Below are 25,528 nucleotides of genomic sequence, written 5' to 3'. Positions count from 1 at the left end.
TGTCAGACGAGGGACCCGTAGAGGCCGGGGCGGCGGTCCTTCAGATACGGGTTCGTCTCGCGGGAGGCGGCGAGGAAGGCGGGGTCCACCTCGCCGAGGACGAGTTCCTCCGCGCGGCCCGCGCGGGCGCGGGCGCCGCCGTCGGGGCCGGCCAGGGTCGAGAGCCCGACGAACTCGAACTCCCCTTCCGTACCGACCCGGTTGACGTACGCGATGTACATCTGGTTCTCGAAGGCGCGCACCGGTACGACGGACTCGGCGACGAAGTGGAAGGGGTGCATCTGGGCCGTCGGCACCACGAGGAGGTCGGTACCGCCCAGGGCGTGCGCGCGGACGTTCTCCGGGAACTCCACGTCGTAGCAGACCATGAGGCCGACCCGGAGGCCGCCCAGGTCGGCCTGGACGACCGGCTCGTCGCCGGGGGTGAACCACTCCTGCTCGAAGCAGCCGAAGAGGTGGGTCTTGCGGTAGTTCGCGAGGCGCGTGCCGTCACAGGAGATCAGCTGGACCGAGTTGAAGACCGACTCCGAGGACCGCTCCGGGTAGCCGTAGACGACGGCCACGCCGTGCCGGCCGGCGATCTCGGCGACCGCGTCCGCGGAGTCTCCGTCGGCGGGCTCGGCGAGCCGGTGCACGTCGGCGCCGATCGCGTAGCCGGTGAGGAACATCTCCGGAGTGATCAGCAGCCCGGCGCCCGCGGCGGCGGCCCGGCCCGCGGCCTCGTCGAGGACCCTGAGGTTCTCGACGACGGAGCCGGGTCGGCCGGAGCTCTGGAGCAGGGCGGTGCGCATGCGTGTTCCTCACCGGGACGGAAGGCAGTGGGAGCCGGGCGGACGGCCGGAGGGTCAGGCCGGACGGCCGGGCCGGAAAGACGGGCCAGATAGACGGTACGGGCGACCGGTTCCGGCGGACAAGGAGGAGCCGTTGCGTGCCGGTGGACGAATCGTTGCGTCCGGCGGCGGTCCGGCGGCGATTCGTTGCGTGCCCCCCGGTATGAGGGCCTGTCCTCCCGTGGGCGCAGGTCACCGGCGTGCTCCCCGCCGGGTGGCGGAGGTGCGGTGCAGCCCTCGGCGCGATGTGGCGCGGCGGCGGCGCCGGAACAGTGGGACCTGTCCGCAGCACCCGCCGAAAGGACCGTCATGAACCGTCGAAGCACCGCGACGAGCCGCCGTACGACGATCGCCCTGACCCGCCGCACGAAGGGCGCCGTGCTGGGCGCGGCCCTGCTCGTCACCGCCGGGCTCGCGGGGTCCGCCACCGCGTCGGAGAGCGCGCCACAACCCGCGTCCGAGGTCGTGCGCGAGGCCGCCACGGTGACGGGGACGCCGCGCGGGGCCGCCCCTTCCGGCTCATCCGGCCGGCCGCCGCGCGAGGCCGCCGCGCTCACCGGCAGCGCGAAGCTGTACCGGTCGGCCGGCGACGACATCACGTTCTCCTTCGACGCGCACCTGGCGGCCGAGGACACCGCCGATCCGCTGAAGGCGACGGGCACCTTCGAATGGAGCCACTACGCCGGCGGCAAGGGTGCCTGGGCGAAGGCCGAGGTGGACTGCCTGGTCACCGGCGGCAAGGTGGCGGTCGTCTCCGGTGTCGTCACCGACTCCGACCTGCCCGGCGCGAAGGGCAAGCGGGTCGGTATCACCGTCCACGACACCGGACGGCAGGACCGGCTCGGCTACAGCTGGGCCGCTACGGGCAGTCCCGTCGAGACCGAGGGACTGCCCAGGTGCGTCGGCTCGGCGCCCTTCGAGAAGGTCAGGAAGGGCACCGGCGACTTCACGGTCGTGCCGTGGCTTCCGAAGCTCTGACCGCCCTCCTCCCGGTGGCCACGATCAGCGCCGTCAGGAGGTAGGGCGCCGCGGACAGCGCGAAGGCCGCGCCGTGCGTGGTCGCCGACCCGACCACGGCGTAGGCGCCGTACACGGCGATGGTGGTCAGGTCGGTGCCCACCCCGGCCACCGAGGTCAGGGTGGCGCGGCCGGTTCCGTCGATCCGCTCCTGGAGCCGGGCGTCGGCCAGGACGCTCGCCAGCTGGAATCCGCAGAAGGCCAGGGCCACCAGGCCGATACCGGCCGGGGTCCGCACCCCCGCGCCCACGGCGAGCGCCAGGGCCGACCCGGCCAGGATCGCCGCGAACCCGCCCTTGCCCAGCCGCTCTCCCGCGCCGGCCAGCAGCCCGCCGACCGTCGCCCCCGCCCAGATCAGCAACAGCCAGTGCGGTACGGCGTTCTCCGTGACTCCCGTGTCCCGGACGAGCAGGGGCGTGTATTCGTCGAGCGCGCCCCACACAGCGGTGACGGCCGGTACGAGCAGCAGGGCGGCGCGGACGGACCGGTCCTCGCGGGCCTCGGCGAGCCCGGCCCGCAGCGACCGGGCCCAACCCTCGCCGGGCCCGGCCGCGGGGTCCGGTTCCCGGTGCTCGGTGAACCGGGCCGCGGTGACCGCGGTCAGCAGACAGGCCAGCACGCTGGCGAGTCCGACGGCCGGGTAGCCGCCGAACGCGAAGACCGGGCCGGCCAGAGCCAGCGCCGCGATCACGGCCACGAGTCCCGCGGCGCGGGCCCGGCCCATGATCCGTCCGTAGCGGTCGGCGGCGCCGAGCCGGTCGAGCTCCTCGTACACCAGCGCCTCCAGCGCGCCGGAGCCGAGCGCCCCCTTGGCTCCCCAGAGGACGAAGCCGAGGGCGAACGCCCAGTAGGACGGGACGAGCACCCAGAGCGTGAAGCCCGCGGCGGTGAGCAGCGGCCCGAACCACAGGAGCGCACGGCGGGACACGGCGTCGGCCCAGGCCCCCGAGGGGATCTCCAGGAGTACACCGGTCAGCGACCAGAGGGCGAAGAGCGAGGAGATCTGCCAGACCGTGAGCCCGTTGTCGGCGAACAGCAGGGCGTACACGGGGTAGAGCAGGACGAAGTCGTCGAGGAACGCGTAGCCGTACAGCGTGGCCGTCAGCCGCCGGACAGAGGTGCCGGGCACGCGCGCGGGTGAGAGTGTCATGAGGCCTTCCCGAAGGGACCGCGAAGAGATGTCGGACGCCGGAGATACGGCGCCCGAGGCGGCCCTCGGGAGGCACGGCTGGTGGATCAATGTCGCCAGGTCATACCCCCGATGCTAGACCCGACCCCCCGCCCCGGCCCAGCGATTTACGTCTCCCCCGCACCCACCCCGAAAGGGCCGCGGGGAACTGCGCGCCAAGCCCAGAACGACCGCCGCCGACACATCACGCCGGACACCCACCCACCCAGGGGCGCGGGGAACTGCGCGACCAGCCCTCACCGACCCGCACAGGTCCACCCGCCCACCCGCGGAGCGCTACGTGGGGGACCCGGAAGAAAACCTCCGCAGCAAAGGCGAAAGCACCAGCACGGACTTCGTCCGTTCCACGAACGGCTCCCCGGCGATCCGCTCCAGCACCCGCTCGAAGTGCCGCATGTCGGAGGCGAAGACCTGCACGACCGCATCGGCCTCCCCGGTGACGGTGGACGCGGCCACGACCTCCTGGTACCGCTCCAGCCCTCGCTGAATGGTCTCGGGCGAGGTGTTCCGGCGGCAGTAGATCTCGACGAACCCCTCGGTCTCCCACCCGAGCGCCGCCGGATCCACGCGCACCGTGAACCCGGTGATGGCCCCGCTGGCCCTCAGCCGGTCCACCCGCCGCTTCACGGCGGGCGCGGAGAGCCCGACCTCCTGCCCGATGTCGGCGAAGGAGCGCCGGGCGTCTTCGGCAAGGGCGTGGACGATACGTTCGTCGAGACTGTTCAGCACTGCGGGTGAGTCACTTCTCTTCGGAGACCGCTGGGAACCGCCGGGCCCCGCGAGGACCCGCTCAGCCGACCGGCCCGGTCGCGAGACGTGAGCGCCGGTAGCCGTAACTGAAGTAGAACACGAGCCCGACAGCCATCCAGACGCCGAAGACCACCCAGGTCACGGTGTCGAGGCTGCCCATCATCCACACGCAGAACCCGAAGCCCAGCGCGGGTATCAACGGCGACAGCGGCACCCGGAACGTGCGCGGCATCTCGGGCCGCGTCCGCCGCAGCACCACGACGGCCACATTGACCAGCGCGAAGGCGAAGAGCGTGCCGATGCTGGTCGCGTCGGCGAGCTGCCCGAGCGGGATCGCGGCGGCGAGGACGCCACAGAACAGGGACACGATGACCGTGTTGACGCGCGGGGTCCCGGTCTTCGGGTGGACACGGGAGAAGACCTTGGGGACGAGCCCGTCGCGGGACATGGCGAAGAGGATGCGGGTCTGCCCGTAGAGGACCGTCAGCACGACGCTCGCGATGGCGATCACGGCGCCGGCCGCCAGCAGCGTGCCCCAGACGGCGTCACCGGTGACGTCCTTCATGATCCCGGCGAGTGCGGCCTCGGAGCCGGTGAACCGCTGCCAGGGCTTGGCACCGACGGCGACGGCCGCGACGAGCACGTACAGGGCCGTCACGATGATCAGGGAGAGCATGATCGCGCGGGGCAGGTCGCGCTGGGCGTTCTTGGCCTCCTCGCCCGCGGTGGAGGCCGCGTCGAACCCGATGTACGAGAAGAAGAGGGTCGCCCCGGCGGCGCTGACGCCGGCCATGCCGAGCGGCATGAAGTTCTCGTAGTTGCCGGAGCGGAAGCCCTGGATGCCGATCGCGCAGAACAGCAGCAGCGCGGCGATCTTGACGACGACCATGACGGTGTTGGCGCGCGCGGACTCGCGGGCGCCGCCGAGCAGGAACGCCATGGCGAGCAGTACGACGATCAGCGCGGGCAGGTTGAAGATCCCGCCGTCGCCGGGCGGGGCGGAGAGCGCGTCCGGGATGGTGACGCCGATCGTGCCGTCGAGGAGCTCGTTCAGGTACTCGCCCCAGCCGACGGCGACGGCCGCGACGGAGACGCCGTACTCCAGGACGAGGCACCAGCCGCAGATCCAGGCGACGAGTTCGCCCATGGTCGCGTACGCGTAGGAGTACGAGGATCCGGCGACCGGGATGGTGCCCGCGAGCTCGGCGTACGAGAGGGCCGAGAAGAGTGCCGTGAGTCCGGCTATCACGAAGGAGAGGGTGACGGCCGGGCCCGCCTTCGGGACGGCCTCGCCGAGCACCACGAAGATGCCGGTGCCGAGCGTGGCACCGATGCTGATCATCGTCAGCTGCCACAGGCCGAGGGAGCGCCGCAGGCTGCCGCCCTCCCCCTGGCCGCCCTCGGCGACCAGGCTCTCCACGGGCTTGCGGCGCATCAGACGCGCGCCGGGGCCGGCTGGCGCGGGGGTGGGGTGACTGCGGGACTGCGGGGGTGCGCCGTGGTCGAGCACGCGGCTGGCTCCTTCATCGCTGCCGGTGAGGGCGGCGCGGCCCCACGGCAGCCCGGAGGAGGGACCACCGTGCACGGGGTCCCCGCCACACTACGTTCAGCGCACGACTCTATGAGTCCCGGCTTTCCGGCCGTAATGCAGCAACCTTGCGCGCGTCCGCAAGATCGTTGCGTTCATCGGGGGCAGCCGGGCGATCGTTGCGCGGGGCCTTTCGACCGTTGCGCGAAACGAGCACGCGGGGCCGCGGTCGCAGACGGAGGGGTGCGCGTGCTGCCCGCTCAGAGGCCGTCGGGCTGCCCGGCGATCGCTCGCGCCTCGGCCGCGTCGTCCTCGTCGAAGCCCAGCTGCCCGGGCTGTCCGTGGGCGGCCGCCTGCTCGTCGATCCACCGGTTGTGGGCCTCCCACGCGGCCTGCTTGCTGGTCCCCAGGGCCGCTCCGATCTGCGACCAGGAGGCCCCGGCCGCACGGGCCGCGCGCACGCTGAGCTGGCGGCCGTACGCCGCCTTTCGGGCCACCACCTCGCTGAGGGCGAGCAGTTCCAGCAGTTCGCCCCGCCCGAGGGCCTCCTCGTCGCTGCCCGCTCCCGCCAGTGACTCCCGGACCCTCAGCTCGTCGAGACGGGCCACGGCGGTCAGCAGCGTGTACTGCGGCTCGGTGCTCTGCGGTGTCGTCATGACCCCAGCGTCGCGTCAGGCAGGCTTGACGTCAAGGCGCCCTGACGTCAAGCCTGCTTGACGTCCAGGTGTTTGACCATGAAGACACAGGGATCGGTGCACTCACGGCGCTCGCCGTCTACGTCGAGGTACGCCCATCGGTCGACGTAGGTCACGACGGGCCGGTAACCGAGCCGCGTGTAGAGCGCCGCCGCCCGCGGGTTGTCGTCGCCGACGCCGAGGCCCATGAGCCCGGTTCCGCGCGCGACGGCCAGTTCCTCGGCGGCGCGCACCAGCGCCCCGCCGATGCCCCGCGAGCGCAGCGTCCGAGGCCAGACGAGCAGTCCGTTGATCTCGGGGCAGCCCGGGCGCGCGGCGCGCACCTCGGCAGCCGCGCAACCGGTCCAACGGACCTCCGCGTGGCCGACGGGCCGCCCGTCGAGCCGGGGGATCAGATACGTGCTCCGGCCCGCTTCCTGCCGCGCGAACCGCGCCTCATGACTCCCGTCCACGCTGTGCGAGGGCATGAACCGCTCCAGGGCGGCGACGTCCTCGGCCCGGCAGGCATCGATCCTCATCCGCCCGACCTTAGCGACAACCGGACGCGGGGCGGCCCCTGTTGTCCCGCGCCACGGGACAACAGGGGCCGCACGAAAGGGAGTCGGGATCAGCCCCAGCTGGCGTGCAGCGGCTTGCCCTCCGCGTAGCCGGCCGCGCTCTGGATGCCGACGACGGCCCTCTGCGCGAACTCCTCCAGGGAGTTGGCACCGGCGTACGTGCACGAGGAGCGCACGCCCGCGATGATCGAGTCGACCAGGTCCTCGACGCCGGGCCGGGACGGGTCCAGGAACATCCGGGAGGTCGAGATGCCCTCCTCGAACAGCGCCTTGCGGGCCCGGTCGTACGCCGACTCCTCCGAGGTCCGGTTGCGTACCGCACGCGCGGACGCCATGCCGAACGACTCCTTGTAGAGGCGGCCGTCGGCGTCCTGCTGGAGGTCGCCCGGCGACTCGTAGGTCCCGGCGAACCACGAGCCGACCATCACGTTCGAGGCGCCCGCGGCCAGCGCCATGGCGACGTCGCGCGGGTGCCGCACACCGCCGTCGGCCCACACGTGCTTGCCGTACTTTTTCGCCTCGGCGGCGCACTCCAGGACCGCCGAGAACTGCGGGCGGCCCACGCCGGTCATCATGCGCGTGGTGCACATGGCGCCCGGTCCGACACCGACCTTGATGATGTCCGCGCCGGCCTCGATCAGGTCGCGTACGCCCTCGGCGGCGACGATGTTGCCCGCGACGACCGGCACCTGCGGGTCGAGTCCGCGGACGGCACGGACCGCGGCGATCATCGACTCCTGATGACCGTGGGCGGTGTCCACGACGAGCGTGTCGACGCCCGCGGCGAGCAGCTGCTTGGCCTTGCCCGCGACATCGCCGTTGATACCCACGGCGGCCGCGATGCGCAGCCTTCCGTCCGCGTCGGTGGCCGGCGTGTAGAGCGTGGCGCGCAGGGCGCCCTTGCGGGTGAGGATGCCGGCGAGCCTGCCGTCCTTGTCCACGGCCGGGGCGTAGCGGCGGTTGGCGTGGTCGAGCCTGCCGAAGGCCTCGCCCGGCTCGATGTCCGCGTCGAGCAGCAGCAGGTCCTTCGCCATGACCTCGGACAGCTGGGTGAAGCGGTCGACCCCGCTGAGGTCGGCGTCGGTGACGACACCGACCGGCCTGCCGTCCCCGTCCACCACGACCCCTGCGTTGTGGGCGCGCTTGGGCAGCAGGGACAGCGCGTCGGCGACGGTCTGGTGCGGCGCGAGGATGATCGGGGTGTCCAGGACGAGGTGACGGCTCTTGACCCAGGAGACGACCTCGGTGACGACCTCGATCGGGATGTCCTGCGGGATGACGACGAGCCCACCCCGGCGGGCCATGGTCTCGGCCATGCGGCGGCCCGCGATCGCCGTCATGTTGGCGACCACCAGCGGGATCGTGGTGCCGGTGCCGTCCGGCGAAGCCAGGTCGACGCCCTGCCGCGAGCCGACCGCGGAACGGCTCGGCACCATGAAGACGTCGTCGTACGTCAGGTCGTACGCGGGCTGGATGTCGTTGAGGAAACGCACGTGCTGCACATCCCAGTCGATCAGAGGTGGCCCCCGAACAGGACAGCCCGGGGGAAGAGCACGTACCTCATTGTCCCATGTCGACGAGTTCGCACGCTCCGGGCCGATCGTCCAGGCCGGTCAGCGGCCTACTGGTGGGATCCTCCAAGGGCCAGCGCCACGGTGAGCGCCGGCACGAGGTCCGCCGCCCCGGCGAACACCTCCTCGGCGATCTCCCACTCCTCGGGCCGCGTCCGCGCGTACACCCGCCAGCCGGTGACGACGACGAGCAGTCCGCCCTCGCCGGCGGCCTCGGGCCACACGGACGGGTCGGTGAGGCTGTCGGCGAGCGCGTCCCAGTTCCGTCCGAACCAGTCCGGCAGGCCCAGGGCGCTCACGCAGCGCTCCATGAGGCCGGCCTTGTCCGCGACACCGTCGAGGTCCAGCGTGACCACGTGGCGGCCCGGCACGTCGTCCGTCATCTCAGCACCGCCCTGAACGAGTCGTAGTGATCATCGGTGTAGTAGACCTCGCCGCCCCGCCCGGTGACAACGCGCCGGGCTCCGCGGTCCCGCTCTCCGGGGGTCCGTACCGTGTACTCGTGGTAGTGGCCGCGCTCGCGCCGCGGCAGCTCGCGCTCGCGGTTCCCGAAGACGGCGCCGTCCCTGGCGTACGGGAAAGGACCGCCCTCGTCGATGAGGACGAGCGTCCGGCGGGCCTCGGCGGGCAGGTCGGACTCCCTCACCGTCTTCGTCCCGGCGGCCCAGGCGGGGACCGAGGCCGGTGCGGCCGTCCCGGTGTCCGTCGACGAACATCCGGCCGACAGGGCGGCCAGACAGATCAGCAGCCCGGACAGCAGACGGGGGACGGACCGGAGCAGCATGTCGCCGATGCTGCCACAGCCGTCCCCGCGAGGCGCGCTGTCGAACCGCCGGCCGGACCGGCTGGAGGATCACATGCCGTCGGGGTCCGCCCGGTCGAGGGCGGGACGCGGCGTCGGACCAGCCGTCATCAGGGCGTCCGCGGCCGCCGTGTCGGTCACCAGGCTGGTGACGAGGCCGGACCGCAGCACCGCGTCGATGGCGGCCGCCTTGCGCTGTCCGCCGGCGATCGCGACGACCTCGGGGATCCGCCGAAGCCGGTCGGCCTCGACGGTGATGCACCGCTCCCCCAGGTCCCGGCCGACGCGGCGGCCCTCGGAGTCGAAGAGGTGCGCGGACATCTCCGCGGCCACACCGAGGGTGGCGTAGTGGGCGCGCTCCTCCTCGGTGAGCATGTCGTGCACCGTGGAGATGCCCGCCTCCCAGGAGCCGATCGACACGCAGGCGACGGTGACCTTGTCGAAGTACTCGAAGGCGCGGGCGATGCCCGTCTGGCTGCGCAGCGCCGCCGCGGTGGCCACGTCCGGCAGCAGCATCGGCGCGTAGATGGGGTGGGCGTCGCCGCCGGAGACCTGGGCGGCCCGGCGGACGGCCTCGACCGAGCCGCGCTCGGCCGTCCCGGCGTCGTACACACCCGTCAGCTGCACCACCGTGCACGGCGGCAGCCGGTCGAGCGCGGCCGCCATGTGAATGGTGGAACGGCCCCAGGCGAGGCCGAGCACATCGCCTTCGGCGACCAGCTCGCCGAGCAGGTCGGCGGCCACCTCGCCGAGGTTCTCCGGGTCGGGCGACTCCTCGGCCTCGGCCGGGGACTCGACGACGACGGCGTGCCGCAGGCCGTAGCGGGCGCGCAGCGCGTCCGAGCGCTCCGCGTCCAGTTCGGCGGGGACACGGATCTCGATCCTCACGAGATCACGTTCGAGAGCGGTCTCCAGGACCCGGGCCACCTTGAAGCGGCTGACGCCGAACTCCTCGGCGATCTGGATCTTGGATTTGCCCTCCAGATAGAAGCGACGGGCCATGGCCGCCGCCTGCACCAGCTCAGCGGGTCCCATCCGCATGGCCGACCGGCCCGCCGACATACCCGACACGGCGTTCTCCTCACTGCTGTTCACACTCTGGATTCGCCGTTCATCCTTGCAGATGCGGCGTACTTGATCAGCCCTGAGGGGCGGCGTTCATGTTCCCTTGGCTCAGTGGCCGCATGCCCATGCTGCCTGGGCCGTCGCCTCCTCCGCCTGCGTGCGCAATGCACGTACCGCCTGGGCGGGGTCGTCCGCCCCGTACACCGCGGACCCGGCGACGAAGACGTCGGCGCCCGCCTCCGCGCAACGCTCGATGGTGGAGGCCGAGACACCGCCGTCGACCTGCAGCCACAGTTCGAGGCCGTGCTTGTTGATCAACTCGCGGGTGCGGCGGATCTTCGGCAGCATGATGTCGAGAAAGGCCTGGCCTCCGAAGCCGGGCTCGACAGTCATGATCAGCAGCATGTCGAGCTCGGGAAGCAGGTCCTCGTACGGCTCGATGGCAGTCGCGGGCCGCAGGGCCATGGAGGCCCGGGCGCCCTTGGCCCGGATCTCGCGGGCGAGCCGCACGGGTGCGGCGGCCGCCTCGACATGGAAGGTGACGGAACCGGCACCCGCTTCTACGTACTGGGGCGCCCACCGATCGGCGTCCTCGATCATCAGATGGCAGTCCAGCGGCGTGTCCGTCGCCCGCGCCAAGGACTCTACGACCGGCACACCTAGCGTGAGGTTCGGGACGAAATGGTTGTCCATCACGTCGACATGCAGCCAGTCGGCCCCTTCCACCGCCCTTGCCTCCTCGGCAAGGCGGGCGAAGTCGGCGGACAGGATGCTGGGGTTGATCTGCGCGGCCATGCCACAAGCCTGCCATGCCCGGCGCCGGTTGCCCTCCTCGGTCCCCGACCCGGACCAGTCGGTATGCACCAACTCCGCCGAGTGACTGCACCTGCCGGACGGCCCGTGCCATCCTTGGCGGCCCACCAGCTCCACACACGGCTACGGGGGTGGCCATGACGGACGCGCAGGGGAACCAAGGACAACACGGACAGCAGGGGCAGGGCCGGCGCGGTATCGGCTGGCTGGTCTGCGGCCGGCGGTCCAAGTGGCTGGTCGTGGGACTGTGGCTGGTGCTGCTGGTCCTGACGGCGCCCTTCGCCCAGAAGCTCGCCGACGCCCAGGACAACGACGCGGCCTCCTGGCTGCCCGGTTCCGCCGAATCCACCCAAGTCCTGCAGATCTCCGAGGACTTCAGGCCGGAGCAGATCCCCGCGATCGTCGTGTACGCCCGTGCGGACGGCCTCACGGCACAGGACCGGGACCGGATCGCCGAGGACGTACGAGAGCTCAAGGAACTGCGTGCGCACGGCATCCGCGGCGCGGAGACCCGTGGCCCCGTCTACGACCGGCAGACGGACCCACGGGCGGCCCAGGTCCTGGTGCCGATCACGATGGACGAGAAGGGCTGGGAGCAGATCGGGCCCGCGGTGGACTCGATCCGTGCGGACGTCGGCGAGGGCGGGGACGGGCTCGCCGTGCACATCACGGGCCCGGGCGGCACCTCCGCGGACTTCTCCGAGGCCTTCGAGGGCATCGACTCCACGCTGCTGTTCTCGGCGATGATCGTCGTCATCGTGATGCTCCTGCTCACCTACCGCAGTCCGACCCTGCTGCTGGTGCCGCTGCTCGGCGTGGTCGCGGCGCTGTTCACCGCGCAGGCGCTGATCTACCTGTTCGCGGAGCACGCGGGGCTGACCGTCAACGGCCAGAGCGCGGGCATTCTGACGGTCCTCGTCTTCGGCGCGGGGACGGACTACGCCCTGCTCCTGGTGGCCCGCTACCGGGAGGAACTGCGCCGCCACGAGGACCGCCACGAGGCCATGGCGCTCGCCCTGCACCGGGCGGGCCCCGCGGTGCTCGCCTCCGGCGCCACCGTCGTCCTGAGCATGCTGGTGCTGCTCGCCGCCGAGATGAACTCGACGCGCGGTCTCGGCCCGGTCGCCGCGATCGGTGTCGCGGTGGCGCTGATCGCGATGCTGACGCTCTTCCCGGCCCTGCTGGTGATCTGCGGCCGCTGGATCTTCTGGCCGGTGATCCCGCACCTCGGCTCCCCCGACCCCACCGAGCGCGGTGTCTGGGCCCGGATGGGCCGCCGTATCTCGCTTCGCCCGCGCATGATCTGGGCCGTCACGGCGGCGGTCCTCGCGCTGTTGTCGCTGGGCCTCGTCCAGCTGCGCGCGGAGGGCATCAGCAACGCCGACGCCTTCACCGGCGAACCCGACTCGATCGTCGGCCAGGAGGTGTCCGCGCGGTACTTCCCCGCGGGCAGCGGCGATCCGCTCGTCATCGTCAGCAACCGCGCCCAGGCCGAGGAGGTCGGCCGGGCGGTCGCGGACACCCGAGGGGTCGTACCGGAATCCCTCGGCCTGCCGCCGGGCACGAAACCCGAGTTCGAGGGCAAGGTCCTCTTCGAGGCCACGATGACCGACCCGGCGGACAGCGAGGCCGCGAAACAGACGGTCGAGCGGGTACGGGACGCCGTCCACGACGTGCCGGACGCGGACGCGCAGGTCGGCGGCGGTACGGCATCACTGCTGGACATGGACGAGGCGACGACCCACGACAACATCCTGATCATCCCGCTGGTGCTGGTCGTGGTGCTGCTGATCCTCTGTGCCCTGCTCCGCGCCCTGATCGCCCCGCTGCTGCTGATCGGCACGGTGGTGCTGTCCTTCGCCGCCGCGCTGGGCATCAGCGCGCTCGCGTTCCGGTACGTCTTCGACTACGCGGGCGAGTCGACGGACTTCCCACTGTTCGTCTTCGTCTTCCTGGTGGCTCTGGGCATCGACTACAACATCTTCCTGACCACCCGGATCCGCGAGGAGGCAGCCGGCCAGGGCACCCGCAAGGGTGTGGTGACGGGCCTCTCCACCACCGGCGCGGTCATCACCTCGGCAGGCCTGGTGCTCGCGGGCACGTTCGCGGCCCTGGCGACCCTCCCGATGGTCGCCTTCGCCGAACTCGGCTTCGCGGTGGCCCTGGGCGTGCTGATCGACACGTTCATCGTGCGCTCGGTCCTCGTGACGTCCCTGTTCCTGGACGTGGGACCGAAGATCTGGTGGCCCGGCCGGCTGGCACACGAGGACGGCGCCGAGGGCGGGACCACGACACGGCCGCCGGCCGCCCCGGGAGCCGGGACGGGTGCGTCGGAACCGGCCTCGCGACCGGGTGGCCCCTCGAAGTGACCCTGGTCCGCTAGCCCGAGGGAGGTCAGCCCGTCCGGCGGATCAGCGCCAGATACATCGCGTCCGTCCCGTGCAGGTGCGGCCACAACTGGACGTCCGGCCCCTCGCCCAGGGCCGGGACACCCTGGAACAGCGGCCGGGCGTCGAGGAGTTCGGCGTCGTGCTGCTTGAGTACGTCGTTGACCACGGCCCGGGTCTCGGCGAGGTGCGGCGAGCAGGTGGCGTAGCCGACGACACCGCCGACCCGCACCGAGTCGAGCGCCGTGCGCAACAGCCCCCGCTGCAGCGGGGCGAAGCCGTCCAGGTCGTCGGGCCGGCGCCGCCAGCGGGCCTCGGGACGCCGGCGCAGAGCACCGAGCCCGGTGCAGGGCACGTCCATCAGGACGCGGTCGAAGGTCCCGGCCCGCCACGGCGGCCGTGTCCCGTCGGCGGCGATGACCTGGTACGGCCCGGGGTTCCCGGCGAGTGTCTTCGCGACCAGCCCGGCCCGGTGCGGCTGCTTCTCGGAGGCGAGCAGCACGGCCCCGCGCTCGGCGGCGAGCCCGGCGAGCATGGCCGCCTTGCCGCCCGGCCCGGCGCATCCGTCGAGCCATGCCTTGTCCGGCCCGTCGAGCGGCGCGTTGGCGAGGGCGAGGGCCACCAGCTGGCTGCCCTCGTCCTGAACGCCCACCCGGCCTTCGCGTACGGCCTCGATGGCACCGGGCTCGCCGCCCTCGGACAGCCGCACGGCGTACGGCGACCAGCGTCCCGGCAGCGCGTTCTCCTCGCCGAGCACGCCGAGGATCTCGTCGGCGGTGGAGCGGCCGGGCCGGGCGACCAGGGTCACCTCGGGCCGCTCGTTGTCGGCCTCCAGCAGATCCTCGATCCCGGCGCGTCCGCCGCCGAGCGAGTCCCACAGCGCCGAGACGACCCACCGCGGATGCGAGTGGACGACGGCGAGGTGGTCCTCGGGGTCCTCGTCGTAGGGCGGCGCGACCTTCTCGATCCAGCTGTCCAGATCGTGCTGCGCGATCTTCCGCAGCACGGCGTTGACGAACTTCGCCCGCCCGTCCCCGAGCACGACCCTCGCGAGGTCGACGGACGCGGACACGGCGGCGTGCGTCGGGATCCGCGTCCCGAGCAGCTGGTGCGCGCCCAGGCTCAGCACATCGAGCACCGGCGGGTCGACCTCGCGCAGCGGCCGGTCCACGCAGGCCGCGATGACGGCGTCATAGGTGCCCTGCCGACGCAGCGTCCCGTACACCAGCTCCGTCGCCAGTGCCGCGTCCCGCCCGTCGAAGTCGTCCTTCTCCCGGGCCTTGCGCAGCAGGGGCGGCAGTACGAGATTCGCGTACGCGTCCCTCTCGTCCACGGCCCGCAGCGCCTCGAAGGCGAGCATCCGTACGGGGTCCTTCTGCGGACGGCGATAGGGCTTGCGCTGCTGACGGGGCCGAGGGGACTGCTCGTTCACGTAAAGGTGCTCCGGCTCGTGGAAGAGATACAGCCCCAGCGTACGTCGCCCACCCGCCCCACGAGCACGCCCTCCACGCCTTCGAAGGCGAACGGCGCAGCCCGGAAGGGGCGCGGGGTACTGCCCGACCAGCCCCCACGACCCGCACATCACGTCACACCTGTCCCCCGGCGGGCGGCCGCCCGCGGCTAGAGAGCCCCGCTGCCCCCGACCATCTCGCCGGAGGCGATCCGCACGCCCCGGGCCCAGTCCGCCGCCCGCATCGGCTTCTTGCCCTGCGCCTGCACCCACAACAGCTCGACGGCGTACGACCCGGTACCGACGTACACGTTGTTCTTCCCGACCGCCAACGCTCCCGGGGCCAGATCCGTCCGCTCGGGCACCGGCACGACCTGGATCAGCTTGAGCCGTTCGGCGCGGAAGACGGTCCACGCACCGGGCGCGGGCGTACAGCCGCGTACGACCCGGTCGACCCGCAGCGCCGGCGCCGCCCAGTCCACCTGGGCGTCCTCGACGGTGATCTTCGGCGCCAGGGTGATGCCGTCCGCCGGCTGCGGCACGGCCTTCAGGGTGCCGTCCTCGATCCCGTCCATGGTCGCCGCGAGCAGCCCGGAGCCGGCGAAGGCGAGCCGCGTCAGCAGGTCCCCGCTGGTGTCGGTGGGCCGCACCTCCTCGGTGACGGTCCCGTAGACGGGCCCGGAGTCGAGCCCCTCCTCGATGAGGAAGGTGGAGGCACCGGTGATCTCGTCCCCGGCCATGACCGCGTGCTGCACGGGCGCCGCCCCGCGCCAGGCGGGAAGCAGGGAGAAGTGCAGGTTGACCCAGCCGTTGGCGGGGATGTCGAGTGCGACCCGGGGCAGCAGCGCACCGTAGGCCACGACGGGGCAGCAGTCCGGGGCGATCTCCCTCAGCCGCGCGAGGAAGGCCTCGTCCCGTGGCCGCGCCGGCTTCAGCACCTCGATCCCGGCGTCCTCGGCGCGCTGAGCCACCGGGCTCGCGACAAGCCTGCGTCCCCGCCCGGCCGGCGCGTCGGGCCGCGTGACGACGGCGGCCACCTCGTGCCGCCCGGAGGCGATCAGGGCGTCCAGTGCGGGTACGGCGACTTCGGGGGTACCGGCGAAGACGAGCTTCATGGGTGACAGTCGGCCTCTCGGGCGGATTCACAACGGGCAGCGCACCAGTCTATGGGGCGCCGGGCCGCTGAAGCCCTGCGCCCGCCGGTCCGTGCCGGTCGGCAACGCACGACGACGGCAGAGGAGTTCCCGTCCGCTGCCCGGGCCCTCACGACCGGGCGGCGGACGACGGCACCGAACCTCCCGCCGAGGCCTCCACCCGTCCGGTGCGGCGACAAAAGTCCTGGTCAGGCAGGGGCAGAGGCGAGCGCTCGCCCGACCGCCGGGGGCGTACGCACATGCCCCCACGCCCCTGCTGCGTGACCACTCACCCCGAAACGCGTTGGTCAAGAAAGAGTTGACCAAAACGGGCCGCAATCGCGGCCCGGTCCTTTTCAACGCCGGTTCGAGAGGCTTGTTCATGGCCGACCACGCAACCCACGACGCCCAGGCTCGGGCCAGCCTGCACTTGCTGGTGCGGGACATCGAGCGGGTCCGCCGGCAGGTGGACGCACTGCGCACGCTGACCGCCCAGTTGGGCAACGTCTACCGCCCGCGCCGCTCCGGACCCTCCACGGGCTTCGTCGTCTACGGACGCGCCCCCGCTCCGACCGTCCGCCTCGCCCAGGAGCTGCGGGACAGCGTCGAGACCCTGGTCACGGCCGCCGTGGACTTCGACCGCTCGCTGGGCTTCTCGTGGGACGCGGTGGGCTCGGCTCTCGGGGTCACGAAGCAGGCGGTGCACCGCCGTTACGGAGCCCGTCGAGCGACCGCGCAGGCCGCCGCCGAGGCGGAGCGCGCGACCGAGCCGTCCGGATCCCGCGCGGTCGCCGTCAACACCGGCATGCCCACGGTCCCCGCCGCCCGTTCCATGCCGATGCCCCTGCCGACCCAGCCGACGGCGGGCAGTCCCACCCTCCGCGAGGAGGTCAGGCCGAGCGCCTTCCCGGGCCCACGCAACGGCTGACGCGCACACCTGTCCGCCCTGAGCACTCCCTGGCTGCCCCCGACAGAGTTCGGGGGCAGACCTGTACGCCCGACCGGCAGCCGGTCACAGTTCCCCACCTGAGGCGTCCTGCCGGGCCAGGGTGGTCATCCGATGTCGGGCGGGTCGATCCGAATCCGTACCGCGTCGCTTCCCCCGCTCCCGCCACGGGCCATCCGAGCCGCCTGCGCGCTCTTCAGGGCCGACGCCAGTGCGGCGCCCTTCCCCGGCGGCACCCGGATCAGTGCCCGCTCCCATGGCTCACCCGTCGGCGGCGCCCCCGGCCGCCGCGGCCGTCCGGGATCTGCCGAAGGCACCGGAACGGGGCCCAACACCTCTGCCTCACCGGGCAGTTCGACCGCGGCGAGAAATCCGGTGAGCGCCTCCGCGGTCCCGGCGACGGACGCCATCCGCGACACCGGCGGGAAACCCAGCTCGGCCCGCTCGGCCAGTTCACGGACGGCATGCCCGACCGGATCCCACCGCACCAGCGCCTGCACGGGCCGCAGCGTCGGCTCGGCGACGATCACCACGGTCCCGCCGTCCCGCTGGCCCCGCACCAGCGCCGCCGCCTCGATCCACCGCCGCAGAGCGTCCTCTGCGGCCCTGAGGTCGGGCCGCCCCAGCATCGCCCAGCCGTCGAGCAGCAGGGCAGCCGCATAGCCGCCCTCGGCGACGGGCTCCGCGCCCGGCGTGCTGACGACGAGCGCCGGCGATCCCGGCACCGTGTCCAGCACCTGCTCGCGCCCCGACGTCCGCACGGGCACCGCGGGAAACGCGCGCCCCAGCTCCTCGGCGGTCCGCCGCGCCCCCACGACCTGCGCCCGCAGCCTGAACCCGCCGCACTCGGGGCAGTGCCAGCCGCCTTCGTCCCGCCCGCACCACCCGCACCGCAGGCCTCCGGCGTCCTGACCTTCCAGCGGCCCCGCACAGTGCCGGCACCGCGCGGGCGCCCGGCACTGCGCACAGGCCATCCGCGGCACGTAACCGCGCCGGGGCACCTGCACCAGCACGGGCCCCTGCTTCAGCCCCTCACGGACGGCCTGCCAGGCGAGGCTGGGCAGCCGGGCGGCCCGGGCCGCCTCGTCACGCGCGAGGTCCCCGTCGCCGACGGTCCGTACGAGCGGGGCCGCCGCCCGCACGGTCTCCCGCTCGGCGACGATCGGGGCCGCCCAGCCGCTCTCCACGAGCTGGGCGGCCTCGACCGTGCAGCTCCGACTGCCCAGCAGGAAAGCGCACTTGTCGTGGGCGGCCCGCAGCAGCAGCACTTCCCGCGTGTGCGGCTGTGGCGCGTGCAGTTCGCTGTGGCTGCCGTCCCCGTCGTCCCAGACGACCACCAGCCCCAGATCCCGGACGGGCGCGAACATGGCGGCCCTGGTCCCCACCACGGCCCGTACGGAGCCCCGCCGCACGGCCAGCCACTGCCGGTACCGCTTCTCCGGCCCGGCCTCGGCGGTGAGCACGGCATGCCGGCCCTCCCCCAGCACCGACGTCAGCGCGGCGTCGGCCCGGCTGACGGCCCGCCCGTCCGGCACGACGACGAGCGCGCCGCGCCCCGATGCGAGCGTCGCCGCCACGGCCCGTGCCAGTTCCTCGGCCCAGCCGGGGCCCGGCAGGGCGTTCCAGACCGCTCGGGGCGCCCCGCCGCCCGCCAGTGACTCGATGAAGGCCGCCCCTCGCGCGTACCTGGACCAGGTGCCCGCGGCGGGCACCTCAGGCGCGGGCAGCGGCTCGGGCGACGGTTTCCCCTCGGCCCGGGCGTTGCGCGGCGGGACGGCCAGCTGCAGCACGTCGGCCAGACTCCCGGCGTACCGATCGGCCACGGCTCGCGCGAGGCCGAGCGACTCCTCGCTCAACACGGGCTCGGGCGAGACGACTTGGGCGAGCGCCGCGAGTGGCCCCGGATAGTCGGACTCGGCCAGCCGCTCGACGAGGAACCCGTCGATCAGCCCGCCGCCCTCGCGCCGCCCCTCCCGCACCCGGTGCCGCCCGGCGCCGAACCGCACCCGCACCCGTACCCCCGGCTGCGCGTCGGCGTCGAGCTCCTCGGGGACGGCGTAGTCGAAGTAGCGGTCGAGATGCAGCACGCCCTTGTCGACGAGCACCCGTGCGACGGGCAGTTCCTTGGCGACCGCCGCGCCGCGCCAGGTCCGCGGCTTGGCCCGCGGCGCCTTGCGCACCGCGTCCCGGATCAGCGCAAGCTGCTCGGGCGGCGCACCCTCGGCCCCGCCGCCCGCCTGCCCGTCCGTGCTGCTCACAGCTGCATTCCTACCAGACCGCACTGACACCGCCGCGCCCCCGGGATCAGTCCGGCAGCCCTTCATGCCCCCCTCTCCGCAGGCACTGTGCACACTCCACCGGAGTGAGCGCGGCCGGCGCACCGGGAGGCCCTCGGCGTACGGAACTTCATGCAGACGGGTCGGCCGGTTCGGTGGCACCCGCGGCGTGAAACACCGAGGCCCGGCACCCCGAGGGGTGCCGGGCCTCGCCGAGTGCGGCGGTACTAGAGCCCCGCGGCCTTCCGCAGTGCGTCCACCCGGTCCGTCTTCTCCCACGTGAAGTCGGGCAGCGCACGCCCGAAGTGGCCGTACGCGGCGGTCTGCGCGTAGATCGGCCGCAGCAGGTCGAGGTCGCGGATGATCGCGGCCGGGCGGAGGTCGAAGACCTCGGAGATGGCCGCCTCGATCTTCTCCGCGTCGACCTTGGCGGTACCGAAGGTCTCGACGAACAGACCGACGGGCTCGGCCTTGCCGATCGCGTACGCCACCTGGACCTCGCAGCGGGTGGCGAGGCCCGCCGCCACGACGTTCTTGGCGACCCAGCGCATGGCGTACGCGGCGGAGCGGTCGACCTTGGACGGGTCCTTGCCGGAGAAGGCGCCGCCGCCGTGGCGGGCCATGCCGCCGTACGTGTCGATGATGATCTTGCGGCCGGTGAGGCCGGCGTCGCCCATCGGGCCGCCGATCTCGAAACGGCCGGTCGGGTTCACCAGGAGGCGGTAGCCCTCGGTCTCCAGCTTGATGCCGTCGTCCAGGAGCGCCTTCAGCTCGGGCTCCACCACGAACTCGCGGATGTCGGGCGCGAGCAGCGAGTCCAGGTCGATGTCCGACGCGTGCTGCGAGGAGACGACGACCGTGTCCAGGCGGACCGCCTTGTCGCCGTCGTACTCGATGGTGACCTGGGTTTTGCCGTCGGGGCGCAGGTACGGGATCGTCCCGTTCTTGCGGACGTCGGACAGGCGGCGGGAGAGGCGGTGCGCGAGGTGGATCGGGAGCGGCATGAGCTCCGGGGTCTCGTCCGTCGCGTAGCCGAACATCAGGCCCTGGTCGCCGGCACCCTGCTTGTCGAGCTCGTCGTCCTCGTCACCTGCGGCGGCACCCTCGACCCGCTTCTCGTACGCCGTGTCGACGCCCTGCGCGATGTCGGGGGACTGGGCGCCGATCGACACGGACACGCCGCAGGACGCTCCGTCGAAGCCCTTCTTCGACGAGTCGTAGCCGATCTCGAGGATCTTGTCGCGCACGAGCTGCGCGATCGGTGCGTAGGCCTTGGTCGTGACCTCGCCGGCCACGTGCACGAGGCCGGTCGTGATCAGGGTCTCGACGGCGACCCGAGACGTCGGGTCCTCACGCAGAAGCGCGTCGAGGATGGTGTCGCTGATCTGGTCAGCGATCTTGTCGGGGTGACCCTCGGTCACGGACTCCGAGGTGAACAGGCGACGGGACACAACGCTCCCTGGGGTTGCAGCGGCTGCTGGCTGATCATTGGCGGACGGCCGGGAGCTGCGCCCGGCGTCGTCCGAGAACAGTTTATCGGTCGCACTCCGCCACAGGGCCACTGTCTCGCCTCTCGGAAGCGCTGTGACCTGCGGCACGGGCATTCTGCGACACGATGAACCGTCTCCGCCAGGTTCCCACACCCTTGTGCGCCGGTTTCGAGGGGTCTCCTGGAGCGAATGAGACGTTCACCCGAAGCGGCGCACCACGAGGTCCCACACGGTTTCGGCCAGTGCTTCCTTGGGCCCGTGGGGCACGGGTGTCTCGCTTCCGTCGGCGCCCAGCACGACCGCCTCGTTCTCCTCGGAGCCGAACGTCTTGCGCTCCCCGACCTCGTTGACGACGAGGAGGTCGCAGCCCTTGCGGCGGAGCTTCGTCCGGCCGTTGGCCAGGACGTCGTCGGTCTCGGCGGCGAAGCCGACGACCACCTGGCCCGAGCGGGCACGCTCCGCCGAGATCTCCGCGAGGATGTCCGGATTACGAACGAGAACGATGGGCTCCGGTTCCCGGCCGTCCTTCTTCTTGATCTTTCCCGCCGCGTATGCAGCAGGCCGGAAGTCGGCCACCGCCGCGGCCATCACCACGGCGTCGGCGTCCGGGGCCGCCTTGAGCACGGCCTCGCGCAACTGCACGGCGGTCCCGACCTGGATGACGTCGACACCCGCCGGATCCGGCATCTGGGTGTTCGCGGCGATCAGCGTGACCCGGGCGCCCCGGGCCGCGGCGGTGCGCGCGAGGGCGTACCCCTGCTTCCCGGAGGAACGGTTGCCGAGGAAGCGGACCGGGTCGAGCGGCTCACGAGTGCCGCCCGCGCTGACGACGACGTGCCGGCCGGCGAGGTCCGGCTCGGCCGCCCCCCGCGCGAGCACCCGGCGACAGGTCTCGAAGATCTCCGACGGGTCCGGCAGGCGCCCCTTGCCCGTGTCCACGCCGGTCAGGCGCCCCACGGCGGGGTCGATGACGACGGCACCCCGGCGGCGCAGCGTCGCCACGTTCTCCTGGGTGGCCGGGTGTTCCCACATCTCGGTGTGCATGGCGGGCGCGAAGACGACCGGACAGCGGGCGGTGAGCAGGGTGTTCGTGAGGAGGTCGTCGGCCAGGCCGTGGGCCGCCTTCGCCAGCATGTCCGCGGTGGCGGGGGCGACGACGACCAGGTCGGCCGCCTGCCCGATGCGCACGTGCGGCACCTCGTGCACGTCCGACCAGACCTCGGTCGAGACGGGATGGCCCGAGAGGGCGGACCAGGTCGCGGCGCCGACGAAGTGCAGCGCGGACTCGGTCGGCACGACGCGCACGTCGTGCCCCGACTCGGTCAGCCGGCGCAGCAGCTCGCACGCCTTGTAGGCGGCGATGCCGCCGCTGACCCCCAGGACGACCTTCGGCTTGTCCACGTCTCTCCCCGGACCTCGGAAAACGTACGCCTCCATCACACACCACAGGCCCGGCAGTCGTACTGCCGGGCCTGTGGATGAACGAACCGCAAGCTGAAAATATTACTGAGCCGGGCCCTCGATGGCCTCCGACGTCAGCAGACCCGCGTTGATCTCGCGCAGGGCGATGGAGAGCGGCTTCTCGTGGACGTGCGTGTCGACGAGGGGACCGACGTACTCAAGGAGACCTTCACCGAGCTGCGAGTAGTACGCGTTGATCTGGCGGGCACGCTTGGCCGCGTAGATCACGAGGCTGTACTTCGAGTCGGTTGCCTCGAGGAGCTCGTCGATCGGAGGGTTGATGATGCCCTCGGGCGCGGTGATGGAAGAGGACACGCTCTGCCTTCCGAAAGGTGGAAATTGACCTTAAAGGTGACCTGAAAGATCAAACAACTTCCGTCAAGGCTAGCAGCTCGCGCGCCACGTCCTCGACAGAGGTGTTGACCAGGGTCTCGTCGAACTCCGGCTCGGCCGCCAGCTCGATCTTGGCGGCCTCCAGCCGGCGCTCGATCACCTCGGGCGGCTCGGTGCCCCGCCCGGTGAGCCGGCGCACGAGCTCCTCCCAGGAGGGAGGAGCCAGGAACACCAGCAGGGCGTCCGACATGGACTCGCGGACCTGCCGGGCTCCCTGGAGGTCGATCTCCAGGAGGACCGGCTCACCGGACTCCAGCCGTTCGAGCACGGCCGTGCGCGGAGTCCCGTAGCGGTTGCCCGCGAACTCCGCCCATTCGAGCAGCTCGCCGTTGGCGATCAGCTTGTCCATCTCCTCGTCACTGACGAAGAAGTAGTGGACGCCGTGCTTCTCCCCGGGGCGCGGCTTTCGGGTCGTCGCCGACACCGAGAGCCAGACCTCGGGGTGTTCCTTGCGCATATGGGCGACGACCGTGCTCTTGCCGACCCCTGAGGGGCCGGAGAGCACGGTCAGCCGCGGACGTACGTCCGGGGGTACGGGGGTCGTCCCCCGGGGTGTTGCAGCCATGCACCGATTATCCAGGTTCTCGGGGGTGCCCGAGAACGTCAGGCGGCGCCGCCGCCGAACTCGCGCTCCAAGGAGGCGATCTGATTGGAGCCGAGACCCCGCACACGGCGACTTTCGGAGATCCCGAGTCGTTCCATGATCTGCTTGGCGCGGACCTTGCCCACGCCCGGCAGGGACTCGAGGAGAGCGGAGACCTTCATCTTGCCGATGACATCGTTCTCCTGACCCTGCTTGATGACCTCGTGAAGGGAGGCGCCGGAGTGCTTGAGTCGATTCTTGACCTCGGCCCGCTCCCGGCGAGCCGCGGCGGCCTTTTCGAGCGCGGCTGCGCGCTGTTCAGGGGTAAGGGGCGGAAGAGCCACGCCTACGTCACCTCGGATGTCGAACTGTCGGATACGGACCGGTGAGGAACCTAGTCGCCCCACACCTGGGGAGCAACGAGCAACGCTCTTGCCCGTCCTCCCCCGCTCCACTGAGAGCGCGGGGGGTGCTCCCACTCGTCGGAGACTAGCGGGCAAGTCCGCCGGAGTCAGCGAGAACAGCGGAAAAGTCCTGGTCAGCCTCCATCGAGTCCGACATTTACGACAAAACGGCCCGGATTTGAGGATGTATTCAGACGCGGGACGCTCCGAGGACTCCTGCCCAGAGCGTTACGCGGTCCCGACCGCCGCCCTGATCTCCTCCGCGAAGAGATCCGATGACGCGCGTAGCGCGGCGATGTCGGGTCCGTGACGCAGAACACCCCGGCTGACGTTCGGCACCACCTGGCGCACCGCCGCGCCGAAGACCCGGGGAAGGTCGGCCGGGGTCGCCCCCTGGGCGCCGATCCCGGGGGCGAGGAGCGGTCCGTTGATGTCCAGGTCGTAGGAGGACAGATCGCCGAGCGTGGCGCCGACGACCGCGCCGAAGGAGCCCATCGGCTCCTCCCCCGCGTTCTCCTCGGCGAGATGGGCCAGCACGGTCGCGCCCACGTTCCGCAGGGCGGTGTCCTCGGGGCGTACCGCGTGCTGCACCTCGGCACCCTCCGGGTTGGAGGTGAGGGCGAGCACGAACAGACCGGAGCCGCTCGCCCGCGCGAGCTCGACCGCCGGCTTCAGCGACCCGTAACCGAGGTACGGCGAGACGGTCAGCGCGTCCGAGAAGAGCGGGGAGCCCTTCTCGAGGAAGGCGGCGGCGTAGGCCGCCATGGTGGAGCCGATGTCACCGCGCTTGGCGTCCATGACGACCAGCGCCCCGGCCGCGCGCGCCTCCTCGACGGACTTCTCCAGCACGGCCACGCCGCGGGACCCGAAGCGCTCGAAGAACGCGCTCTGCGGCTTCAGTACGGCGACCCGGTCCGCCAGTGCCTCCACGACGGTGCGGCTGAAGCGCTCCAGGCCCGCGATGTCGTCGTTCAGGCCCCAGTCCGCGAGCAGGGAGGCATGCGGGTCGATGCCGACGCACAGCGGCCCCCGCTCGTCCATGGCACGGCGCAGCCGCGCTCCGAATGACCCGGTCATACCGTCGTGCTCCTTACGTCGGCGCCGACCGCGTCGGCGAGGGTGGCGTACGGGCTGGTGCGCAGGCGGGCGGCGAGGCCCTTGTGGATCGCGCGGCCCCAGAACGGGCCTTCGTAGACGAACGCGCTGTAGCCCTGGACGAGCGTGGCGCCGGCCAGGATGCGCTGCCAGGCGTCCTCAGCGTTCTCGATCCCGCCGACGCCCACGAGGGTGATCCTGTCCCCCACGCGCGCGTAGAGGCGGCGCAGCACCTCCAGGGAGCGCGACTTCAGGGGGGCGCCCGAGAGTCCGCCGGTCTCCTCGATCAGGGCGGGTCCGGATTCCAGACGGAGCCCCTCGCGCGCGATGGTGGTGTTCGTGGCGATGATCCCGTCCAGGCCGAGTTCGACGGCGAGGTCGGCCACGGCGTCGACGTCCTCGTCGGCGAGGTCGGGCGCGATCTTCACGAGCAGCGGCACGCGGCGCGTGGTCACGGTCCGGTCGGCGGCCTCGCGGACGGCGGTCAGCAGGGGGCGCAGCGACTCCGTGGCCTGGAGGTTGCGCAGGCCCGGCGTGTTCGGGGAGCTGACGTTGACCACGAGGTAGTCGGCGTGCGCGGCCAGCCGTTCGGTGGACTTCACGTAGTCGGCGGCGGCCTCGGCCTCCGGGACGACCTTGGTCTTGCCGATGTTGACGCCCACGACCGTCCTGAAGACGGGCGTACGGGAGGCCAGGCGCTCCGCCACGGCCTTGGAACCCTCGTTGTTGAAGCCCATGCGGTTGATCAGCGCGCGGTCCGGCACGAGGCGGAACAGCCGCTTCCTCGGGTTGCCGGGCTGCGGCTCCCCCGTGACGGTGCCGATCTCGACGTGGTCGAAGCCGAGCATCGACATCCCGTCGATGGCCACGGCGTTCTTGTCGAAGCCCGCCGCGAGTCCGAAGGGGCCGTGCATGCGCAGCCCGAACGCCTCGGTGCGCAGCTCCTTGTGACGGGGCGCGAGCACGGCGGCGACGAAGGTCCGCAGGACGGGCACGCGGACGGCGAGCCGGATCCAGCGGAAGGCCAGGTGGTGGGCCTGCTCCGGGTCCATCCGCTGGAAGACGAGCCGGAAGAAGAGCTTGTACATGATCA

General features: G+C 72.1%; 24 protein-coding genes. 3 read left to right on the top strand and 21 right to left on the bottom strand.

What is annotated here, in order from left to right:
- Positions 1–2: 2 nt before the first annotated feature.
- Positions 3–791, bottom strand: coding sequence for a carbon-nitrogen hydrolase family protein (locus O1Q96_RS14710; RefSeq protein WP_269248587.1), 789 nt, complete (start codon positions 789–791; stop codon positions 3–5).
- A gap of 393 nt (positions 792–1,184) precedes the next feature.
- On the opposite strand from O1Q96_RS14710, the gene O1Q96_RS14705 reads away from it, so the two are divergent.
- Positions 1,185–1,808 carry a Repetin gene (locus O1Q96_RS14705; RefSeq protein ID WP_269253601.1) on the top strand — a complete coding sequence of 208 codons (624 nt, stop codon included), beginning with the start codon at positions 1,185–1,187 and terminating at the stop codon, positions 1,806–1,808.
- Here O1Q96_RS14705 and O1Q96_RS14700 read toward each other — a convergent pair.
- From O1Q96_RS14700 to rpe, 10 genes are all read right to left on the bottom strand, one after another.
- A complete protein-coding gene (locus tag O1Q96_RS14700) occupies positions 1,777–2,997 on the bottom strand; it encodes an MFS transporter (protein ID WP_269248586.1) in 1,221 nt (406 codons plus the stop codon). The genes O1Q96_RS14705 and O1Q96_RS14700 overlap by 32 nt on opposite strands.
- Before the next feature lie 315 nt (positions 2,998–3,312).
- A complete protein-coding gene (locus O1Q96_RS14695; RefSeq protein ID WP_269248585.1) occupies positions 3,313–3,765 on the bottom strand; it encodes an Lrp/AsnC family transcriptional regulator in 453 nt (150 codons plus the stop codon).
- A 61-nt stretch (positions 3,766–3,826) separates the two neighbouring features.
- Positions 3,827–5,296, bottom strand: a complete 1,470-nt coding sequence (locus O1Q96_RS14690) for an amino acid permease (protein WP_269248584.1) — start codon at positions 5,294–5,296, stop codon at positions 3,827–3,829.
- A gap of 278 nt (positions 5,297–5,574) precedes the next feature.
- Positions 5,575–5,970 (bottom strand): hypothetical protein, encoded by a 396-nt coding sequence (locus O1Q96_RS14685; RefSeq protein ID WP_269248583.1) that lies wholly within the window; start codon positions 5,968–5,970, stop codon positions 5,575–5,577.
- Positions 5,971–6,017: 47 nt separating this feature from the next.
- A complete protein-coding gene (locus O1Q96_RS14680) occupies positions 6,018–6,527 on the bottom strand; it encodes a GNAT family N-acetyltransferase (protein ID WP_269248582.1) in 510 nt (169 codons plus the stop codon).
- 89 nt (positions 6,528–6,616) lie between these two features.
- Positions 6,617–8,059 (bottom strand): GuaB1 family IMP dehydrogenase-related protein, encoded by a 1,443-nt coding sequence (locus O1Q96_RS14675; RefSeq protein ID WP_269253600.1) that lies wholly within the window; start codon positions 8,057–8,059, stop codon positions 6,617–6,619.
- A 128-nt stretch (positions 8,060–8,187) separates the two neighbouring features.
- The gene (locus O1Q96_RS14670) at positions 8,188–8,520 is read right to left on the bottom strand and encodes a barstar family protein (RefSeq protein ID WP_269248581.1); all 333 of its coding nucleotides are present in this window, start codon (positions 8,518–8,520) and stop codon (positions 8,188–8,190) included.
- A complete protein-coding gene (locus O1Q96_RS14665; protein WP_269248580.1) occupies positions 8,517–8,921 on the bottom strand; it encodes a guanyl-specific ribonuclease in 405 nt (134 codons plus the stop codon). The genes O1Q96_RS14670 and O1Q96_RS14665 overlap by 4 nt, the downstream gene beginning before the upstream one ends.
- A gap of 69 nt (positions 8,922–8,990) precedes the next feature.
- The gene (locus O1Q96_RS14660) at positions 8,991–10,034 is read right to left on the bottom strand and encodes a sugar-binding transcriptional regulator (RefSeq protein WP_217457048.1); all 1,044 of its coding nucleotides are present in this window, start codon (positions 10,032–10,034) and stop codon (positions 8,991–8,993) included.
- A gap of 78 nt (positions 10,035–10,112) precedes the next feature.
- On the bottom strand, positions 10,113–10,799 hold the full coding sequence (rpe, locus tag O1Q96_RS14655; RefSeq protein ID WP_269248579.1) for a ribulose-phosphate 3-epimerase: 687 nt from the start codon (positions 10,797–10,799) through the stop codon (positions 10,113–10,115).
- Positions 10,800–10,954: 155 nt separating this feature from the next.
- Between rpe and O1Q96_RS14650 the strand changes: the two genes are divergently transcribed.
- The gene (locus tag O1Q96_RS14650) at positions 10,955–13,186 is read left to right on the top strand and encodes an MMPL family transporter (protein WP_269248578.1); all 2,232 of its coding nucleotides are present in this window, start codon (positions 10,955–10,957) and stop codon (positions 13,184–13,186) included.
- 25 nt (positions 13,187–13,211) lie between these two features.
- On the opposite strand, the gene O1Q96_RS14645 is transcribed toward O1Q96_RS14650, so the two are convergent.
- Positions 13,212–14,636 carry an RsmB/NOP family class I SAM-dependent RNA methyltransferase gene (locus O1Q96_RS14645; protein ID WP_269248577.1) on the bottom strand — a complete coding sequence of 475 codons (1,425 nt, stop codon included), beginning with the start codon at positions 14,634–14,636 and terminating at the stop codon, positions 13,212–13,214.
- 188 nt (positions 14,637–14,824) lie between these two features.
- The gene (fmt, locus tag O1Q96_RS14640; RefSeq protein WP_269248576.1) at positions 14,825–15,769 is read right to left on the bottom strand and encodes a methionyl-tRNA formyltransferase; all 945 of its coding nucleotides are present in this window, start codon (positions 15,767–15,769) and stop codon (positions 14,825–14,827) included.
- Between the two features lie 400 nt (positions 15,770–16,169).
- Here fmt and O1Q96_RS14635 point away from each other — a divergent pair, with 400 nt between their 5' ends.
- A complete protein-coding gene (locus tag O1Q96_RS14635; RefSeq protein ID WP_217457055.1) occupies positions 16,170–16,715 on the top strand; it encodes a hypothetical protein in 546 nt (181 codons plus the stop codon).
- A 125-nt stretch (positions 16,716–16,840) separates the two neighbouring features.
- On the opposite strand, the gene O1Q96_RS14630 is transcribed toward O1Q96_RS14635, so the two are convergent.
- The 8 genes from O1Q96_RS14630 to O1Q96_RS14595 all read right to left on the bottom strand — a co-directional run bounded on the left by O1Q96_RS14630 (position 16,841) and on the right by O1Q96_RS14595 (position 25,523).
- Positions 16,841–18,991 carry a primosomal protein N' gene (locus tag O1Q96_RS14630; RefSeq protein ID WP_269248575.1) on the bottom strand — a complete coding sequence of 717 codons (2,151 nt, stop codon included), beginning with the start codon at positions 18,989–18,991 and terminating at the stop codon, positions 16,841–16,843.
- Between the two features lie 245 nt (positions 18,992–19,236).
- Positions 19,237–20,460 carry a methionine adenosyltransferase gene (metK, locus tag O1Q96_RS14625; RefSeq protein WP_269248574.1) on the bottom strand — a complete coding sequence of 408 codons (1,224 nt, stop codon included), beginning with the start codon at positions 20,458–20,460 and terminating at the stop codon, positions 19,237–19,239.
- A 237-nt stretch (positions 20,461–20,697) separates the two neighbouring features.
- Entirely contained in the window at positions 20,698–21,900 is a 1,203-nt protein-coding gene (gene coaBC, locus O1Q96_RS14620) for a bifunctional phosphopantothenoylcysteine decarboxylase/phosphopantothenate--cysteine ligase CoaBC (RefSeq protein ID WP_269248573.1), read from the bottom strand.
- A gap of 102 nt (positions 21,901–22,002) precedes the next feature.
- A complete protein-coding gene (gene rpoZ, locus O1Q96_RS14615; RefSeq protein ID WP_005319902.1) occupies positions 22,003–22,275 on the bottom strand; it encodes a DNA-directed RNA polymerase subunit omega in 273 nt (90 codons plus the stop codon).
- A gap of 49 nt (positions 22,276–22,324) precedes the next feature.
- A complete protein-coding gene (gene gmk / locus O1Q96_RS14610; protein ID WP_269248572.1) occupies positions 22,325–22,918 on the bottom strand; it encodes a guanylate kinase in 594 nt (197 codons plus the stop codon).
- A 38-nt stretch (positions 22,919–22,956) separates the two neighbouring features.
- Positions 22,957–23,280 carry an integration host factor gene (locus O1Q96_RS14605; RefSeq protein WP_005319887.1) on the bottom strand — a complete coding sequence of 108 codons (324 nt, stop codon included), beginning with the start codon at positions 23,278–23,280 and terminating at the stop codon, positions 22,957–22,959.
- A 288-nt stretch (positions 23,281–23,568) separates the two neighbouring features.
- Positions 23,569–24,417 carry an orotidine-5'-phosphate decarboxylase gene (pyrF, locus tag O1Q96_RS14600; RefSeq protein ID WP_269248571.1) on the bottom strand — a complete coding sequence of 283 codons (849 nt, stop codon included), beginning with the start codon at positions 24,415–24,417 and terminating at the stop codon, positions 23,569–23,571.
- Positions 24,414–25,523: a quinone-dependent dihydroorotate dehydrogenase gene (locus tag O1Q96_RS14595; RefSeq protein ID WP_269248570.1), complete on the bottom strand. Its 1,110-nt coding sequence runs from the start codon at positions 25,521–25,523 to the stop codon at positions 24,414–24,416. Before O1Q96_RS14595 ends, pyrF begins: the two co-directional genes overlap by 4 nt.
- Between the last annotated feature and the right edge of the window lie 5 nt (positions 25,524–25,528).

Origin of the sequence: Streptomyces aurantiacus (genome assembly GCF_027107535.1) — a bacterium.
Lineage (GTDB): Bacteria > Actinomycetota > Actinomycetes > Streptomycetales > Streptomycetaceae > Streptomyces.
This window is presented reverse-complemented; position numbering and strand designations above follow the sequence as displayed.

Coding starts and splice junctions, on each gene's coding strand:
- O1Q96_RS14635 (WP_217457055.1), top strand. CDS start 16,170: ATGGCCGACCACGCAACCCACGACGCCCAGGCTCGGGCCAGCCTGCAC.
- O1Q96_RS14700 (WP_269248586.1), bottom strand. CDS start 2,997: ATGACACTCTCACCCGCGCGCGTGCCCGGCACCTCTGTCCGGCGGCTG.
- O1Q96_RS14595 (WP_269248570.1), bottom strand. CDS start 25,523: ATGTACAAGCTCTTCTTCCGGCTCGTCTTCCAGCGGATGGACCCGGAG.
- O1Q96_RS14680 (WP_269248582.1), bottom strand. CDS start 6,527: ATGAGGATCGATGCCTGCCGGGCCGAGGACGTCGCCGCCCTGGAGCGG.
- O1Q96_RS14665 (WP_269248580.1), bottom strand. CDS start 8,921: ATGCTGCTCCGGTCCGTCCCCCGTCTGCTGTCCGGGCTGCTGATCTGT.
- rpe (WP_269248579.1), bottom strand. CDS start 10,799: ATGGCCGCGCAGATCAACCCCAGCATCCTGTCCGCCGACTTCGCCCGC.
- gmk (WP_269248572.1), bottom strand. CDS start 22,918: ATGGCTGCAACACCCCGGGGGACGACCCCCGTACCCCCGGACGTACGT.
- pyrF (WP_269248571.1), bottom strand. CDS start 24,417: ATGACCGGGTCATTCGGAGCGCGGCTGCGCCGTGCCATGGACGAGCGG.
- O1Q96_RS14685 (WP_269248583.1), bottom strand. CDS start 5,970: ATGACGACACCGCAGAGCACCGAGCCGCAGTACACGCTGCTGACCGCC.
- fmt (WP_269248576.1), bottom strand. CDS start 15,769: ATGAAGCTCGTCTTCGCCGGTACCCCCGAAGTCGCCGTACCCGCACTG.
- O1Q96_RS14670 (WP_269248581.1), bottom strand. CDS start 8,520: ATGACGGACGACGTGCCGGGCCGCCACGTGGTCACGCTGGACCTCGAC.
- O1Q96_RS14710 (WP_269248587.1), bottom strand. CDS start 791: ATGCGCACCGCCCTGCTCCAGAGCTCCGGCCGACCCGGCTCCGTCGTC.
- O1Q96_RS14650 (WP_269248578.1), top strand. CDS start 10,955: ATGACGGACGCGCAGGGGAACCAAGGACAACACGGACAGCAGGGGCAG.